The organism is Aquabacterium parvum (assembly GCF_001447195.1).
GTDB classification, from domain to species: domain Bacteria; phylum Pseudomonadota; class Gammaproteobacteria; order Burkholderiales; family Burkholderiaceae_C; genus Aquabacterium; species Aquabacterium parvum.
Genome location: NZ_LFRI01000090.1, coordinates 1 through 16,449, shown reverse-complemented (window position 1 = coordinate 16,449; position 16,449 = coordinate 1). Strand labels below are relative to the sequence as shown.

Annotated in this window: 12 protein-coding genes and 2 pseudogenes; 10 read left to right on the top strand and 4 right to left on the bottom strand. The window is 65.8% G+C overall.

What is annotated here, in order from left to right; all coding sequences use genetic code 11:
- Positions 1 to 347: 347 nt before the first annotated feature.
- The gene (locus ABG80_RS03220; protein WP_058086342.1) at positions 348 to 1,241 is read right to left on the bottom strand and encodes a LysR family transcriptional regulator; all 894 of its coding nucleotides are present in this window, start codon (positions 1,239 to 1,241) and stop codon (positions 348 to 350) included.
- A gap of 241 nt (positions 1,242 to 1,482) precedes the next feature.
- Between ABG80_RS03220 and ABG80_RS03215 the strand changes: the two are divergent.
- From ABG80_RS03215 to ABG80_RS03185, 7 genes and pseudogenes are all read left to right on the top strand, one after another.
- Positions 1,483 to 2,781 (top strand): annotated as a pseudogene (locus ABG80_RS03215) (3-hydroxyacyl-CoA dehydrogenase NAD-binding domain-containing protein); the annotation flags it as partial.
- Positions 2,782 to 2,857: 76 nt separating this feature from the next.
- Positions 2,858 to 4,072 carry an acetyl-CoA C-acyltransferase gene (locus tag ABG80_RS03210; protein WP_058086341.1) on the top strand — a complete coding sequence of 405 codons (1,215 nt, stop codon included), beginning with the start codon at positions 2,858 to 2,860 and terminating at the stop codon, positions 4,070 to 4,072.
- 12 nt (positions 4,073 to 4,084) lie between these two features.
- Complete coding sequence (locus ABG80_RS03205) at positions 4,085 to 5,275, top strand: acyl-CoA dehydrogenase family protein (RefSeq protein ID WP_058086340.1); 1,191 nt, start codon at positions 4,085 to 4,087, stop codon at positions 5,273 to 5,275.
- Positions 5,276 to 5,285: 10 nt separating this feature from the next.
- Positions 5,286 to 6,419 (top strand): acyl-CoA dehydrogenase family protein, encoded by a 1,134-nt coding sequence (locus tag ABG80_RS03200; protein ID WP_058086339.1) that lies wholly within the window; start codon positions 5,286 to 5,288, stop codon positions 6,417 to 6,419.
- A 40-nt stretch (positions 6,420 to 6,459) separates the two neighbouring features.
- Complete coding sequence (locus ABG80_RS03195; RefSeq protein WP_058086338.1) at positions 6,460 to 8,133, top strand: long-chain fatty acid--CoA ligase; 1,674 nt, start codon at positions 6,460 to 6,462, stop codon at positions 8,131 to 8,133.
- Positions 8,134 to 8,206: 73 nt separating this feature from the next.
- The gene (locus tag ABG80_RS03190) at positions 8,207 to 9,400 is read left to right on the top strand and encodes an acyl-CoA dehydrogenase (RefSeq protein ID WP_058086337.1); all 1,194 of its coding nucleotides are present in this window, start codon (positions 8,207 to 8,209) and stop codon (positions 9,398 to 9,400) included.
- A 59-nt stretch (positions 9,401 to 9,459) separates the two neighbouring features.
- The gene (locus ABG80_RS03185; RefSeq protein WP_058086336.1) at positions 9,460 to 10,119 is read left to right on the top strand and encodes a sterol desaturase family protein; all 660 of its coding nucleotides are present in this window, start codon (positions 9,460 to 9,462) and stop codon (positions 10,117 to 10,119) included.
- Between the two features lie 150 nt (positions 10,120 to 10,269).
- Here the strand turns inward: ABG80_RS03185 and ABG80_RS03180 are convergent, their stop codons facing one another.
- From ABG80_RS03180 to ABG80_RS03170, 3 genes are all read right to left on the bottom strand, one after another.
- Positions 10,270 to 11,598: a hypothetical protein gene (locus ABG80_RS03180; protein ID WP_152987434.1), complete on the bottom strand. Its 1,329-nt coding sequence runs from the start codon at positions 11,596 to 11,598 to the stop codon at positions 10,270 to 10,272.
- Between the two features lie 3 nt (positions 11,599 to 11,601).
- The gene (locus tag ABG80_RS03175; RefSeq protein WP_058086334.1) at positions 11,602 to 12,135 is read right to left on the bottom strand and encodes a hypothetical protein; all 534 of its coding nucleotides are present in this window, start codon (positions 12,133 to 12,135) and stop codon (positions 11,602 to 11,604) included.
- A gap of 207 nt (positions 12,136 to 12,342) precedes the next feature.
- Positions 12,343 to 13,683: an FAD-binding oxidoreductase gene (locus ABG80_RS03170; protein ID WP_058086333.1), complete on the bottom strand. Its 1,341-nt coding sequence runs from the start codon at positions 13,681 to 13,683 to the stop codon at positions 12,343 to 12,345.
- A gap of 182 nt (positions 13,684 to 13,865) precedes the next feature.
- Here ABG80_RS03170 and ABG80_RS03165 point away from each other — a divergent pair, with 182 nt between their 5' ends.
- The 3 genes and pseudogenes from ABG80_RS03165 to ABG80_RS21840 all read left to right on the top strand — a co-directional run.
- Positions 13,866 to 14,438 (top strand): YceI family protein, encoded by a 573-nt coding sequence (locus ABG80_RS03165; protein ID WP_058086332.1) that lies wholly within the window; start codon positions 13,866 to 13,868, stop codon positions 14,436 to 14,438.
- A 78-nt stretch (positions 14,439 to 14,516) separates the two neighbouring features.
- The gene (gene arsA, locus ABG80_RS03160; RefSeq protein ID WP_058086331.1) at positions 14,517 to 16,271 is read left to right on the top strand and encodes an arsenical pump-driving ATPase; all 1,755 of its coding nucleotides are present in this window, start codon (positions 14,517 to 14,519) and stop codon (positions 16,269 to 16,271) included.
- Between the two features lie 63 nt (positions 16,272 to 16,334).
- Positions 16,335 to 16,449, top strand: a pseudogene (locus ABG80_RS21840) (IS1595 family transposase); the annotation flags it as partial.

Below are 16,449 nucleotides of genomic sequence, written 5' to 3'. Positions count from 1 at the left end.
GCTTCGTGCAGCTCGAAGCGCTCGACCATCAAGTCAGCGGGCAAGGGCTGCTCGGCATGCGTGGCCGCCAGCGCGTGCAGCCGGGTGTCTTGCGCCCACGCAGACAGCAGCCCGGCCAGGTCCGACAGGCTTGGCAAATTCATGGTCCCTGATTTGGTTTGTTTGGTGCCGGGAGTTTAGGAGCAGCGCCCTGCCCCACCCCTCCCCCCATCAGGGGCCCGAACGCCGGAAAATGGCAACAAACGCAACAAGCCTGATACGGCTTGCAACAACCTCACGCATGGGCTCGGTCCTGCGCGCGCCAGTGCACCGAGTGGCGCTGGGCAAGTCTCCTGCGCTCGGCGTCGTCAAGCCTCCGCTCGCGCTCGCGACAAGACGAACTCGATGAAGGCAGACATGGCGCGCGTGGGGTGGCGGTTGGGCATGTAGAGCATGAACATGCGCGTGCCGAAGATGCTGAGCTTCCAGTCGTCGAGCGTGGTCTGCACCTGGCCCGCGTCGATGAGCGACTGCACCACGTAGTCCGGCACCAGGCCCACACCCAGACCGGCCTCGATGGCCTCGCGCAGGAAGTGAAAGTTCTCGGACGTGAGCGTGGGCGAGAGCGGCACCTCGTGGCGCTCGCCGTGAAGGTAAGCGGCCAGGCGCAACTGCCGCCCCACCACCGCCGAGGTGATCAGCGGCGCGGTGCACAGGTCTTGGAGCTGCTGCGGCAGGCCGTGGGCAGCCACGTAGGCGTTCGAGGCGCAGGCCACGTAGCGCACCGCGCCCATCTCTCGGGCCACCAGTTGCTCAGGCGGGTCGGAGAGCACGCGCACGGCCACGTCCACCTCGTCGCGCATGAGGTCGACCACGCGGTTCTCGAACACCACGTCGAGCACGATGCCGGGGTGGGCGCGCTTGAAGTCGATCAGCCAGGGCGACATCACCAACTGGCCGTATCCGCTGGGCACGCTCAGGCGCACTCGGCCTTGCAGGGACTGGCCGAGCGCAGAGATGGTGTCGCGCGCGGCGGCAAGCTCGTCTCGGATCTTGCGGCCGTGTTCACACAGCTGCAGGCCGAGTTCGGTGGGGGCGATGCGGCGGGTGCTGCGGCGCACGAGCTGCTGGCCCAGGCTGCGCTCGAGCTGGCTCAGGTGGTAGCTGACGTTGGCTCGGCTGGTTTTCAGGCGCCGGGCGGCTTCGCTGAGCGAGCCCGCGTCGAGGATGTCGACCAGCAGGGTCAGGGCGTGGAGGTCCATGGGGGCGTCGGCCATGGCATCAATGATCGCACGATTGTCAAAACCGGCTTGACAGCCTGTCAATGGAAGATCGGATTGTCAAAGGTAGATCGCTCTGGGAGGATGCTGGGTGCCTTCTGACGCGGTGGCCAGTTCCTTTGCTGACCGGCCTCGCAGACTTGGCCTTCCCAATAAAAGCGCAGAACGCGCCCAGGAGCGAGACATGCCCGCCGATACCCCTGCCCCATCGCCCGCAGAACTCGCGGCGCTCGCCCACCTGCAGCGTGCCGAAGCCGCCGTGATGGACACGCCCGAGGCCCGCGTGGCCCAGCCACGGCCTTTGATCAAGGTGGGCGTGGTGGGCGGCGGCACCATGGGCGCGGGCATCGCGGTGGCGCTGCTGAGCGCGGGCCTGCCAGTGGTGAGCGTCGAGCGCGACGAGGCCGCGCTGGCGCTGGGGCGTGCGCGCATCGAAAAGGTCTACGACGGGCACGTGGCCAAGGGTCGGCTGACACCCGATGGCAAGGCCGAGGTGATGGCGTGTTGGCAAGGTGCCGTCGGCTACGCGGCCTTCGCCGATGTGGACCTGGTCATCGAAGCGGTGTTCGAGGACATGGCCGTCAAGCACGCGGTGTTCGCCGAACTGGATCGCGTCTGCAGGCCTGGGGCGGTGCTGGCCACCAACACCTCCTACCTGGACATCGACGAGATCGCGCGCAGCACCTCGCGGCCGGGCGACGTGATCGGGCTGCACTTCTTCTCGCCAGCCCACATCATGAAGCTGCTGGAGATCGTGGTGCCGGCGCAGGTGTCGGCCGACGTGGTGGCCACGGGCTTCGCGCTGGCACAGCGTTTGAAGAAGGTGCCCGTGCGCGCTGGTGTGTGCGATGGGTTCATCGGCAACCGCATCCTGGCCGTCTACCGCACGGCGGCCGACCACCTGATGGAAGACGGCGCCTCGCCTTTCGAGATCGACGCGATGGTCAAAGCCTTCGGCTTCCCGATGGGGCCTTATGAGATGAGCGACCTGGCGGGTGGCGACATCGGTTGGGCCGCGCGCAAGCGCCGCGCCGCCACGCGCGACCCGCGCGCTCGCTACGTGCACATCGCCGACCGGCTTTGCGAGCAGGGTTGGTTCGGGCAGAAGACAGGGCGCGGCTGGTACGTGTACGAAGCCGGTTCACGCACGGGCACGCCCAACCACGACGTGGCACCGATCATCGATGAAGAGCGCGCGAAGGCCGGTGTGACACCGCGCAGCTTCACGCGCGAAGAGCTGGCGCGTCGCTACATCGCCGCCATGGTCAACGAAGGAGCCAAGGTCGTCGACGAGGGCATCGCCTTGCGTCCGCTGGACGTGGATGTCACGCTGGTGCACGGCTACGGTTTCCCGCGCAGCAAGGGCGGGCCGATGTGGCACGCCGACCAGGTGGGCCTGGCGAAGATCCTGGCGGACATCCGCGAGTTCACTCAGGCCGATGCGCTGTTCTGGCAACCGTCGGCCTTGCTGGAGAGGCTGGTGGCCGAGGGCCTCGGCTTCGATTCGCTGAACAGCGGTTGAACTCGCCGACAGCATCGACCGCCACCAGGGCCCGCCAGCCCTCCCGACATCCGAACACCTCAAACACGAGGCCACCATGCACCCCTCTCAACACAGCCGCGAAGCGGTGATCGTCTCGACCGCCCGCACACCGCTGACCAAGTCGCATCGCGGTGAACTCAACATCACACCTGGGCCCACGCTGGCGTCGTTCGCGGTGAAAGCTGCGGTCGAACGTGCGGGCATCGACCCTGGGTTGATCGAAGACTGCATCCTCGGCTGCGGCTACCCGGAAGGCACGACGGGCCGCAACATCGCGCGGCAAAGCATCGTGCGCAGCGAGCTGCCGCTTAGCATCGCGGGCACCACCGTGAACCGCTTCTGCGCCTCGGGCCTGCAGGCCATTGCGATGGCGGCCGGGCGCATCGTGGTCGAAGGCGCACCGGCCATGATCGCGGGGGGCATCGAGAGCATCTCGGGCATCCGCACGCGCGAAGACGGCAACTCGGGGCTCGACACTTGGATCGTCGAACACAAGCCCGCGCTGTACATGGCCATGATCGAAACCGCCGACATCGTGGCGCAGCGTTACGGCATATCGCGCGAAGCGCAAGACCGCTTCTCGGTGGAGAGCCAGCGCAAGACGGCCGAAGCTCAGGAAGCCGGCCGCTACCGCGACGAGATCGTGCCCATCACGACCACCATGGCCGTGCAGGACAAGGTCACCAAAGAAGTGACGCACGTGCAGGCCACCATCGACCACGATACCTGCAACCGCCCGGGCACCACCTACGAAGCATTGGCCAAAATCGAACCCGTGCGCGGGGCCGATCGGTTCATCACCGCGGGCAACGCCTCGCAGCTGTCGGACGGCGCGTCGGCCTGTGTGCTGATGGAGCGCCGCGAGGCCGAGCGCCTGGGCCTGCAACCGCTGGGCGCCTTCCGGGGCCTGGCCGTGGCGGGTTGCGAGCCCGACGAGATGGGCATCGGTCCGGTGTTCGCGGTGCCCAAGCTTCTCGCACGGCACGGCCTGAAGGTCGAAGACATCGACCTGTGGGAGCTGAACGAGGCGTTTGCCTCGCAGTCGATCTACTGCCAGCAAAAGCTCGGCATCCCCGATGATCGCTTGAACGTGAATGGCGGCGCCATCTCCATCGGTCACCCGTTCGGCATGACGGGTGCGCGACTGGTGGGCACGGTGCTGCTCGAAGGCCGCCGCCGAAAGGCAAAGGACCCGAGCGTGAAGTGGGCCGTGGTGACGATGTGCATCGCCGGTGGCATGGGCGCGGCCGGGCTGTTCGAAATCTTTTGAAGGAGACTCGCCATGGACCTGAGTTTCACTCCCGATGAACGGACCTTCCGCGAAGAGGTGCGCGCCTTCCTGCGCGAGAAGGTGCCCGCCGAGTTGACCGACAAGGTGCGCGAAGGCCGCCACCTGAGCAAGGCCGACCACGAGCGCTGGCACGCCATCCTGAATGCACGCGGCTGGCTGGCCAACCACTGGCCGCGCGAATGGGGCGGCACCGGTTGGAGCGCCGTGCAGAAGTTCATCTTCGACAACGAGTGCGCGCTGGCGCACTGCCCGCGCACCGTGCCCTTCGGCGTGAACATGCTGGGCCCCGTGCTCATCAAATACGGCAGCGAGGCGCAAAAGCGCCACTGGCTGCCGCGCATCCTGAGCGGAGCCGACTGGTGGTGCCAGGGCTACTCCGAGCCCGGTGCAGGCTCCGATCTGGCCTCGGTCAAGACCTCGGCGGTGAAAGACGCCTCGGGCGAGTTCTACGTGGTCAATGGCCAGAAGACCTGGACCACGTTGGGCCACCACGCCAACATGATCTTCTGCCTGGTTCGCACCAACCGCGACGCCAAGAAGCAGGAAGGCATCAGCTTCCTGCTGATCGACATGGCCACGCCCGGCGTGGAGGTGCGGCCGATCATCACGCTTGATGGTGAGCACGAGGTCAACGAGGTCTTCTTCACCGACGTGAAGGTGCCCGTCGCCAACCTGGTGGGCGAAGAGCACAAGGGCTGGACCTGCGCCAAATTCCTGCTGACGTATGAACGCACCAACATCGCGGGCGTGGGCTTTTCGGTGGCAGCGCTGGAGCGGTTGAAGTCGGTGGCACAGCGCGTGAAGAAGAACGGCAAGCCCCTGGCCGATGACCCACTGTTCGCCGCCCGCGTGGCGCACGTCGAGATCGAGCTGGAGAACATGAAGACCACCAACCTGCGCGTGATCGCGGCGGTGGCAGGCGGTGGCGCCCCGGGCGCGGAAAGCTCGATGCTCAAAATCAAGGGCACGGTGATCAGGCAGGAGCTGAACGCGCTGTTGCGCCGAGCCATGGGCCCTCACGCGCTGGCTTTCATCGAAGAAGGCGAGGCCGGACCGGCTGGCGCGCAACCCGAGGCGCTGCACGCCACGCCTCAATACTTCAACAACCGCAAGCTGTCGATCTTCGGCGGCTCCAACGAGATCCAGAAGAACATCATCGCCAAGATGATCCTGGGCCTGTGAGGACCAAGCCATGAACTTCCAGCACACCGAAGACCGCCGCATGCTGGCGGACACGCTTGGCCGCTTCATCGGCGAACAGATGGGTTTCGAGGCCCGCATGGCCACCGTCAAGCAGGCGCAAGGCTTTGATCGCCGCGCCTGGCAACAGCTGTGCGACGTGGGTGCCGCAGGCGCGCTGTTCAGCGAGGCCGATGGGGGCTACGGCGGCCAGGGCTTCGACATCGCCGTGGTGTTCGAGGCCATCGGGCACGGCCTGGCGCTCACGCCCGCCCTGCCGGTGCTGCTGGCGGGCAGCGCCGTGGCCCATGCGGGCAACGCCGAGCAGAAAGCCTTGCTGGGCAGCCTGATCGACGGCAGCCAGGTCGCCACGCTGGCGCATGAAGAGCCTTGCGCCTTCCATGACATCCGACATGTGACCACGCAGGCCGATCGCAATGCCGATGGCTGGCTGCTGCAAGGCCGCAAGACGGCGGTGCCGCTGGGCGACCAGGCCGACTGGCTGGTGGTGTCGGCTCGCGTGTCGGCCGAGGTGGCTGACGCCGATGGCATCGCGTTGTTCATCGTGCCAGCCAAGGCAGCGGGCCTCACGTTCAGGGGCTTTGCCACGCACGACGGTGGCCGCACGGCCGACGTCACGCTCGACCAGGTGAGCCTGCCTGCTTCGGCCCTGTTGGGTGAAGCCGGGCAGGGCCACGCCACGCTGGAACACGCCATCGGGCTGGGGGTGCTGGCGCTGTGCGCCGAAAGCCTGGGCTCGATGGAGGCCGCCAAGCGCATGACCATCGAGTACCTGCAGACGCGCAAGCAGTTCGGCGTTCCCATCGGCAGCTTCCAGGCCCTGCAGCACCGCATGGCCGACGTGCTGCTGGAGGTGGAGCAGGCGCGCTCGGCGGTCATCAACGCGGCGGCGGCTTTGGGCAGCGATCGCATCGCACGCGAGCGAGCGCTGTCGGCGGCCAAGGTCAGCATCGGCCGCATCGGCACGCTGGTGGCGCAAGAGGCGATTCAGTTGCACGGCGGCATTGGCATGACGTGGGAGCTGGCGTTGGCCCACCACGCCAAGCGCCTGATCCTCATCGACCACCAGCTTGGCGACGAGGACCACCACCTCGCGCGCTTCATCGAGCTGGGCCGCGCGGCCTGATCGCCCGTCAACCGCTCACAGGACACGTAACATCGCCGCCATGTCAGATCGCCACCTCCAGCACTGGCCCAGCGGCGTGCCCCGCTCGCTGGACTTCCCGCAGGCGCACCTGTGGGCCAATGTCGCGGCCTCGGCCGCGCGCCACCCCGACAAGCCCTGCCTCGTGTTCTACGACAGCGTGGTCACGCATGGGCAGTTCAAGGTGCAGACCGAGTGGCTGGCCGGCTGGCTGCAGCAGGTGGCGGGCGTGCAGCGCGGCGACCGGGTGCTGCTGTGCACGCAAAACAGCCCGCAGTTCGCCATCGGTGCGTATGGCGTGTTGCGCGCCGACGCCGTGCTGGTACCGGTCAACCCGATGAACCGCACGCAAGAGATCCGGCACCTGGTCAAGGACGCGGGCGCGAAGGTGCTGATCTGCACGCAGGACCTGTTTGATCAGGTGGCGCCCTTGCTGGAGGAAGGCCGGCGCATCGGCGAAGGCCTGCAGCACGTGCTCGTGGCCGCGTACAGCGACCACCTGACCGCGCCGACCGACATGCGCGTTCCCGACTTCATCGCCGCGCCGCGCCAGCCAATCAACACCGAAGGCGTGACACTGTGGGCGGATGCGATGGCCGAGCACCGCCAGCCCAATCCCCTGCAAGGCGGCCCCGACGACCTCGCCGTGATGCCCTACACCTCGGGCACCACCGGCCACCCCAAGGGCTGCATGCACACGCACCGCAGCGTCATGTACGGCACCGTGGCTCGCAGCGTCTGGCTGGACAGCCCGCGTGACGCCGTCATCCTGGCCACCCTGCCCTACTTCCACGTCACAGGCTTTCAGAGCAGCCTCAACAGCGTGCTGCACCTGGGCGCCACCGTCGTCATCCTGCCCCGTTGGGACCGCGATGTCGCGCTCGAATGCCTGCAACGCCAGCGCATCACCGCCGCGCAGATGATCTCGACCATGGTGGTGGACCTGCTGGCCCACCCGGGCATTGAAAGCGCCGACCTGAGCAGCCTGCAAAGCATCGGCGGAGGTGGCGCGGCCATGCCCGAAGCTGTGGCCGCGCGCCTGAAGGCGCTCACCTGCCTCGACTACATCGAGGGCTATGGCTTGTCGGAGACCATGGCCGCCACGCACATCAACCCCGTTCCGCGTCCCAAGAAGCAGTGCCTGGGCATCCCCATCTTCGACGTCGATTCGCGCGTGGTGAACCCCGAGACCTTCGAAGAACTGCCACCCGGTGAAGTGGGCGAGGTCATCATCCACGGCCCGCAACTGATGCAGGGCTACTGGCGAAACGACAGCGCCAACGCCGAGGCCCTCGTCACGCTCGACGGCAAGCGCTTTTTGCGCACGGGTGACCTGGCCCGCACCGACGAGGACGGCTACTTCCACATGGTCGACCGGCTCAAGCGCATGATCAACGCCTCGGGCTTCAAGGTCTGGCCCAGCGAGGTCGAGGCCCTGCTCTACGCCCACCCCGCCATCCAGGAAGCCTGTGTGATCGGCACGCGCGACGAGCGGCGAGGCGAAACCGTCAAGGCCATCGTCGTGCTCAAGCCCGACTCACGCGGCCAGGTCAGCGAAGCCGACATCGTCGACTGGGCGCACACGAACATGGCAGCCTACAAGGCGCCGCGCATCGTCACCTTTGCCGAGCGCCTGCCCAAGTCGGCCACCGGCAAGATCCTGTGGCGCGAGCTGCAATCGGCCGAGCCAATCTGAACACCGCACGCATGCCGCCGGCATCTGCGCATCCCCAGCATCACACACCACGAGACACACCACGAGACACACCATGAGCGCAACCAAAGCCACCTTCAACTGGGCCGACCCCTTGCTGCTGGACGACCAGCTCACGCAGGAAGAGCGCATGATCAAGGACGCCGCGCGCGAGTACGCGCAAGGCAAGCTGCTGCCGCGCGTGACCCTGGCCTTTCGCAACGAGCAGACCGATCCGGCCATCTTCCGCGAGATGGGCGAGCTGGGCCTGCTGGGCGCCACCATCCCGACCGAATACGGCGGTGCGGGCCTGAACTACGTCAGCTACGGCCTGATCGCCCGCGAGGTCGAACGCGTGGACAGCGGCTACCGCTCGATGATGAGCGTGCAATCGTCGCTGGTGATGGTGCCCATCCACGCCTTCGGCAACGAGGCGACCAAGCGCAAGTACCTGCCCAAGCTGGCCACCGGCGAGTTCATCGGCTGCTTTGGCCTGACCGAGCCCAACCACGGCTCCGACCCGGCCAGCATGCTCACGCGCGCCACCAAGGTCAATGGCGGCTACACGCTGCGCGGCAGCAAGATGTGGATCAGCAACTCACCGATCGCCGACGTGTTCGTGGTCTGGGCGCAGTGCAACGAGAACGGCAAAGACCAGATCCGCGGCTTCGTGCTGGAAAAGGGTTGGAAAGGCCTGAGCGCCCCCGCCATCCACGGCAAGGTGGGCCTGCGCGCCAGCATCACCGGCGAGATCGTGATGGACGACGTCTTCGTGCCCGAAGAGAACGCCTTCCCCGAGGTGCGCGGCTTGAAAGGCCCCTTCACCTGCCTCAACAGCGCGCGCTACGGCATCTCGTGGGGCGCCATGGGTGCGGCCGAAGACTGCTGGTTCCGCGCACGCCAGTACGTGCTCGACCGACAGCAGTTCGGCCGCCCGCTGGCCGCCAACCAGCTCATCCAAAAAAAGCTGGCCGACATGCAGACCGAGATCGCCCTGGGCCTGCAGGGCAGCCTGCGCCTGGGCCGCATGAAGGACGAAGGCACCGCTGCGGTCGAGATCACCTCCATCATGAAGCGCAACAACTGCGGCAAGGCGCTGGACATCGCCCGCCTGGCCCGCGACATGATGGGTGGCAACGGCATCAGCGACGAGTTCGGCGTGGCGCGCCACCTGGTGAACCTGGAGGTGGTCAACACCTACGAGGGCACGCACGATGTGCATGCGCTGATCCTGGGGCGGGCGCAGACGGGGATTCAGGCTTTCTTCTGATCGCCTCGCAGCGGGGGCATGCCTACACTGGGTGCTGACCGGCCCACTTCGGAGCACCCATGGCCCACGACACCACCGCATTTCGGCAGCGCTATCGCGCCCAGATATCTCGCTGGTACAACCCGTGGCTGCATGGCGGTTTCATGCTTGGTTACGGAGCGCTGGCCGTGGCTTACTTCGCTCATCAAATCGTTGATGTGTCAGCCTGGGAGTGGGTCACGGTGCCCCTGACGATGGCGCTGTTCAGCTGGGGCGAGTACAGCGTCCACCTGCACTGCGGCCACGTCAAACACCCCTGGAGCGCGCTCTTCTACAAGCGCCACACGGGAGACCACCACAGCTTCTTCGTTGAGGGACAAATGGTCTACGAGACCCCACAGGACTGGCGGGTCATCTTGTTCCCGCCCTGGTTGATCGTGCTCTACAGCTTGGGTGCCGGCGGTGCCTGGCTGGCGCTGTCAACCTGGAACACCAACGTGGGCGCCCTCTTCGCGCTCACGCTGATGGTGGGCTACATGGCCTACGAGGTCTGTCATGTGTGCGAACACCTGCCCGAAGACCACTGGATCGCCAGGCTGCCCGGCATCCGCCGGCTGCACCGCCTGCACGCCCTACACCATCGGCGCGACCTCATGCAGACGCACAACTTCAACATCGTGCTGCCGCTGGTCGATTGGCTCAAGGGGACCTTGTTCTGGGAGCCTCGGGGGCGCCGGTGACGGGCAGTTTGCTCAGGTTCATTGGTTCGCTGCCACACGCGGGCCTGTCAACACATCGATGCCGCGGCACTCACCGATCTGTGCAACCCGAGCCTAGGCTGCGCGCAGGCCAGATGCAATGAGTCCGCATGGGTCAAACGACTCCATCGCTCACTGGCTGTCAGCCGGACTCTCCGTGATCAAAACATCTTGACCGTGCTTAGCCTCCAGGTATGAAGAGACCTTCAAACCGGTGCTGCGGACCGCAACCCTGGGCGCCATCTTGTCTGCATCGTGGTGCACGTATCCTTCCGTCCAGAAGCAAGGTTTGCACGATGGGGTTTCATTGGAGTGGACCTCGACCATCGTTGCATCGAGATCACCCGAGATGACCTGATCAACAGGACTGACAAGCAGAACCTTCTGCAACTGCACTCCCTCGCGCAAGACAACCTGCCAGCTTGTTCGAGTGTTTGCCGCCAACGCGAGGACAATCGGTGCACTGCGATCTGCCACGTTGACCGTGACCGAAGGCAATCGGCCTCGGATCCCCGCACTGCCAGTCACCACCAGAACATGCAGTTTGGCTTCAGGGCTGACATACCCCGGCTCACCTTGGCGAGGGGGACGAAGAACCCCCGGTGAAGCATCGATGAAGGTGGACAACTCGACGCAAGCCTTCGCCCTCGATGGCGACCGACAGTACCACTTGATGTGGGCCTCAGTCGGCCGCCCCCGAATGGTCGCCCCTGTGGCTTTCGCAAGAATGCGAGCGCGGCTCATTTCCTGCGATCGATTCGTGAAGTAGCTGTCCTCTTTTGCCAAGATGGCCGCGATGAGGCTCGTTTCAAGGGCGTTGAACGCATATCGGTCATGCGCACGCAGGGGCCCTGGATGGTCCGTGCTCGCACCTTTTTCCAGGAACAATTCAACGAGTTCCGGGGCACCGCAGGCCTGCAGGAGTGACTTGCCTTCCTTCAAGGTGCGCACGTCGGCCAAACCTCTGTCAATGAGCAAACCCATGGCAGCCCGGCGGCCCTCACGCTGGGCGTCGCGCATCCCGGTGTCGTGCCCACATTCGAACAGGATGTCCTGGGGGACCCCAACACGAACGCCCATCGGCGAATCCAACAAGTAGTTCAGAACCGGCAGGTTCCCCGCGGCGACCACGTGGTACAGCAGTGCCCGCTTGTTGCAAGACAAGCTTCGGCCCTCGATGACGTCCAAGATGGCCTGCCCCCGGGAAACCGGGTCCTCCGATTGACCACGCAGCGCTTGCCCCAAGCGCGCGAACACACCCAACTCGCGCCGATCCTCTTGTCTGGAGACAACCTTCTGAATGGCTTGTTCCAGCTCTGATGGAGATCCCTCGGTCAGAACCTTCCCGAAGGGTGCATCGCCATTGCATCCACCCTGATCGCCAATGGCGCGCGCCAGACCACATGACAATGCCAGCAACAGTGGCAAACAGCATCGCAACGAGCGATCGAGTGATGGCATGAATCAATGCGTGGCAATGAGCAAGGTCAACCAGATCGGCGAAAGCACGACCGCTCCGATGACGATCGCCCCATCCGCAGCCATCGTGACGGGCGTCATCGCCGCTTTCAAAACCGCTTTCGTGCGCCCCGGAACCTCGATCACATCGATGGCGTAAGCGCGCTTGAGCGGTTGAGCAAGCTTGCTGTCAAAGTCAACTGGTGCGGCATACCGCGTCCCCCGCATGTCCAGACTCAGAACAGGCGACGCCGTGCCCTGAAATCCGATGGATGAAGCTTGCGCTCGCTGTGCCGCGGGGGCATCGTGTTTGAGCATCAACCGAACCCCACCCTGTATCACGTTGTCAGCGTCCACCTTGAATGTGCTGAAACTGGCGCCCTCGATAGAAGGGTACAGATCTGGGGACAACGCAGCCAGCAACGACCTCGGCACTTCAAAGACATAGTGGTGCTTGGACCCCAGCACGACCAATGTTTTCTTATCCGCCGACATGAGGATGGATCGGACGTCCTCGACGTACCGAGTCTCGGCGTTCATCGTTCGAGTGATGCAGCCCGCCAAAGCGGATGCAGCGAAGGGCAAAGATAACTTCAGCAGCGTTCTTCGTTGCAAGGTAATCTCCTGGGGTATCTGATTGCTTGTCCGATGTTACGCACCGATCGCCGCGATCGTGACCCAAACAGCGGGAGAAGTCACGCCCAATTGCGGATGCACGAAGACGAACAGAGCGAAACCGCAAACAGCTCACAGGTACTTCGCCCACAACTCATTGGAGAACACCCCCCGCGGGTCCACGCTCCGTTTGAGTTCGCGCAAGGCCCGCGCCTCCGGGTAGGCCTGATCGAACTGCAGCCGCGTCGCGTGCGGCTGATAAGGCAGGTAGTAGCGCCCTTCGCAACGCAGGACCAGGTCGATCAGCACCCGCGTCCACACGCCCACGGCCTTCTGCGCCCGCTCGTGGGTGCGCTGCTTGTGATACAGCACGAACGAGAACACCTCTTCCCTGGCCCACGGCAACAGCGAGTCCACATCCGCCGGTGAGTGGCGAATGGACACGTTCAACGCCTCCACGTCGTGCTCGCGCAGCACCTTCGCCATGCCCCGCGCAAAGGCCACGAAGTGCCTCGGCGGCACGAAGTACTCCTGCAGCACGTAGGTGGACATGCGCCGCGTGCGCGGCTCCAGCTCGGCCACATCGAGGCTGGCTTCGTGGTTGCGCCACACCACCGCCGGGGCCTTGTTGAGCAGCGGGTGCACCACCGATTTGCGCAGGCGCTCGGCCCCCGGCACCTCGGTCATCAGCCAGATCATGTTCTGCTCCAGGCTGTAACGCTGGCCTTCGGCCACCAGGCGCGCGGGCTCGGTGAGCGCCTTGTCCGTTCGCCGCCAGGTGACCGACACGGGCTCGTCGAAGTAAGGCGGCATCAGGTCGGCGTTGTGCATCAGGCTGGCAGGATCGGCCTGCACGCGGGCGCGGAAGAAGGCGGGGTAGTCCTCCAGCCGCACGGCCTGCACGACGCGCTCCATGCGCTCGTTGGGCACCAGGTCCAGCTCCACCTCGGTGATGACGCCGACCGCGCCATAGCCGCCCAAGGCCGCCTGGAACAGCTGCGGGTTCTGCCGCCGGCTGGCTTCGGCCACCTTGCCGTCGGCCAGCACCATCTGCAGCGCCCGCACCGAATGCCCCACCGGGCCGTTGCCCACGTAGCGCCCGTGCGCGTTGACAGACACCGCGCCGCCCACCGTGAAGTTGGCGTAGCTCTGCATGGTCTTGACGGCCAGGCCTTGCGGGTCGATGAGGGACTGCAGGTCGCGCCAGCGCATGCCGGCCTGAACGCGCACCTTCTGCTCAGCTGCGTTCAGCCAGACCAACTGGTTCATCTGGCGCATGTCCAGGTGCAAACCCCCTTCAACGGCCACCTGGCCGCCCATGCTGTAGCGCCCGCCCCCCACGGCAACCCGACCAGGCCAGGCTGCGATGGCCCTGGCCACATCGTCGGCCGAACGCGGCGTGGCGATGCGGGCCACCCGCACGCTGTGGAGCTGCGTCACGTTGGCCACCAGCAGGTCGGGGGCGGCGAGCACATGCGGCTAGCCGGGCGCGGCAACGAGGCCGGCGCCAACCAAAGCCTGCACGAGCAGGCGGCGGCGGGTGAGTGGTGCGTTCATGGTGGGTCCCTGGTGTGTTTGATCGCTAGTTTGCTCGATGCCAGGGCGCCCCCTGGTCATGCGAGGATGGCGAAAACCACTCACCCCAAGGACCCACCATGAAGCCGCTGCTGCTCGCCACCACCTTGCTCGCCCTGGCATCCGCCACCCACGCTGCGCCTGTCACCTACGAGATCGAGCCCACGCACACCTACCCCAGCTTCGAGGCCGACCACATGGGCCTGTCGTACTGGCGCGGCAAGCTCAACAAGAGCGCCGGCACCATCGTCTACGACAAGGCCACCGGCGCGGGCAGCGTCGACGTGCAGATGGACCTGGCCAGCATCGACTTCGGCCTGGAAGCGATGAACGCCTGGGCCCGAGGCAAGGACTTCTTCGACGTCGAGAAGAACCCGAGCGCGACGTTCAAGGGCCGCTTTGCCGGCAACCGGTCGGGCGCGCCCACCTTGGTCGAAGGTGAGCTGACGCTCAACGGCAAGACCCGCCCGATGACGCTGATGGTTCACCACATCAAGTGCATGCCGCACCCGATGCTCAAGCGCGACTTCTGCGGCGCAGACGCCTCGGGCAAGTTCGACCGCGAAGCGTTTGGCCTGAGCGCCGGCAAGGACTGGGGCTTCAACATGAACGTGAACCTGCGGATTCAAGTGGAGGCGGTGGCGAAGGAGTGAGGCGCGTTGGGCCGCAACATGTGATGGATCACGGCCCACCTCACCCGTTTGAGGCAACATGGAATCACAGGAGCCACCATGAAGCTGTTGCCATCGCCCACCCGATACCTCTTCTTCACCGGCAAGGGTGGCGTGGGCAAGACCTCGCTGTCGACCGCCACCGCCATCCAGCTGGCCGACGCCGGCTCACGCGTGCTGCTGGTCAGCACCGACGCGGCCTCGAACCTCGATGAGATGCTGGGCGTGCCGCTGAGCAACGCGGCCACCCCAGTGCCCGGTGTACCAGGCCTGTCGGTGCTCAACATCGACCCCAACGTCGCGGCCGAAGGCTACCGCCAGCGCGTGCTGTCGCAGATGGCGGCGCACAGCACCGAACAAGAGCGCGAGACCGTGCGCGAGCAGCTATCAGGCGCCTGCACCACCGAGATCGCGTCCTTCGACGAGTTCTCCAGCTTGCTCAGCGATGGCGCCCGCGCCTACGACCACGTGGTCTTCGACACCGCGCCCACCGGTCACACCCTGCGCCTGCTCAGCCTGCCCAAGGCCTGGAGCGGCTTCCTCAAAGACAACGACCGCGGCGCCTCGTGCCTGGGCCCGCACTCGGGCCTGAAGATGCAAGAGGCGCGCTTCAACGCCGCGCTGGCTGCCCTCAGCGACGAGCAACAAACCACGGTCGTGCTGGTGGCGCGTGCCGACGCGGGCTCGCTCAACGAAGCCGCCCGCACCTCGGGCGAGTTGCGCGAGCTGGGCCTGCGGCGCCAGCACTTGGTCGTCAACGGTGTGTTCCGCGCCTCGGTGCAAGGCGATGCGCTGGCCGATGCGCTGCAACAGCTGAACCAGGACGCGATCGATGCCATGCCCACGCCGCTGAAGGCGCTGCCCCGGGCCAGCGTGCCCTTGCGCACGTTCGACACCGTGGGCCTGCCAGCCTTGCGCGCCCTGCTCAACGATCAGGCCGCGCAAACCCTGACCCCGGCATGCGACGACACCGCGCAAACCTCCGTCGGCGACGGCCTCGACAAGCTGGTCGCCGAGCTGTCGGAGGCCGGCAAGGGGCTCATCATGGTGATGGGCAAAGGCGGCGTCGGCAAGACCACCATCGCGGCGGCCATCGCCGTCGGCCTGGTGCAGCGCGGCCACGCCGTGCACCTGAGCACCACCGACCCGGCCGCCCACCTGGCCTCGACGCTCGAAGGGCAATTGCCCGGGCTGGAACTCAGCCGCATCGACCCGAAGGCCGAGACCCAGCTCTACATCGACAAAATCATGGCCACACGAGGGGCGCGGCTGGACGCGCAAGAGAAGGCCTTGCTGCTTGAAGACCTGCAATCGCCCTGCACCGAAGAGGTGGCCGTGTTCCACGCGTTCTCACGCACGGTGTCGGCCGCGCGCAGCGCCTTCGTGGTGCTCGACACGGCCCCCACTGGCCACTCCCTGCTGTTGATGGACGCCACCGGCGCCTACCACCGGCAGATGACCCGGGAGTACGAAGGCAGATCGGCGGCGCACCTCGTGACACCCTTGATGCGCCTGCAAGACCCGAACCACACGCGCATCGTCCTGATCACCCTGCCGGAGACCACGCCAGTTTCACAAGCCGCCGCCTTGCAAGACGACCTTCGTCGCGCCCACATCGAGCCCCACGCTTGGGTGGTCAACAAGTCCATCCTGGCCTCGCACACGCGCGACCCGGTGCTGCGCGCGCGCCAGCAAGGTGAGCGGCAGCAGTTGGCCCGCATCGAGGCGGGGCTGGCCAAGCAAACCTTCCTGATCCCGTGGACGGCAAAGCCCCCGGTCGGGCTCGACGGCCTGGCGCAGCTGCTGCAAGCTTGAGCACCGAGATGCTGTATATTTGCAAGGGGTATCCTTTTAGCGCCAGCAGCCCCGGAGTACTGGATGGATATCCAGCATATCGCAAGCCCAGAGGCAGGTAAAGACCACCCGTCCAATTGGAACGATTTCCTCGACTGGTTCAGCTCCGAGGATGCCTGTTTGGCTTACTTGGAGCGGC

Excerpts from the sequence above, each read along its gene's own strand:
- ABG80_RS03205 (WP_058086340.1), top strand. The coding sequence starts at position 4,085 with ATGGACCTGAGTTTCACTCCCGATGAACGGACCTTCCGCGAAGAGGTG.
- arsA (WP_058086331.1), top strand. The coding sequence starts at position 14,517 with ATGAAGCTGTTGCCATCGCCCACCCGATACCTCTTCTTCACCGGCAAG.
- ABG80_RS03220 (WP_058086342.1), bottom strand. The coding sequence starts at position 1,241 with ATGGACCTCCACGCCCTGACCCTGCTGGTCGACATCCTCGACGCGGGC.
- ABG80_RS03210 (WP_058086341.1), top strand. The coding sequence starts at position 2,858 with ATGCACCCCTCTCAACACAGCCGCGAAGCGGTGATCGTCTCGACCGCC.
- ABG80_RS03200 (WP_058086339.1), top strand. The coding sequence starts at position 5,286 with ATGAACTTCCAGCACACCGAAGACCGCCGCATGCTGGCGGACACGCTT.
- ABG80_RS03185 (WP_058086336.1), top strand. The coding sequence starts at position 9,460 with ATGGCCCACGACACCACCGCATTTCGGCAGCGCTATCGCGCCCAGATA.
- ABG80_RS03190 (WP_058086337.1), top strand. The coding sequence starts at position 8,207 with ATGAGCGCAACCAAAGCCACCTTCAACTGGGCCGACCCCTTGCTGCTG.
- ABG80_RS03165 (WP_058086332.1), top strand. The coding sequence starts at position 13,866 with ATGAAGCCGCTGCTGCTCGCCACCACCTTGCTCGCCCTGGCATCCGCC.
- ABG80_RS03195 (WP_058086338.1), top strand. The coding sequence starts at position 6,460 with ATGTCAGATCGCCACCTCCAGCACTGGCCCAGCGGCGTGCCCCGCTCG.
- ABG80_RS03175 (WP_058086334.1), bottom strand. The coding sequence starts at position 12,135 with ATGAACGCCGAGACTCGGTACGTCGAGGACGTCCGATCCATCCTCATG.
- ABG80_RS03180 (WP_152987434.1), bottom strand. The coding sequence starts at position 11,598 with ATGCCATCACTCGATCGCTCGTTGCGATGCTGTTTGCCACTGTTGCTG.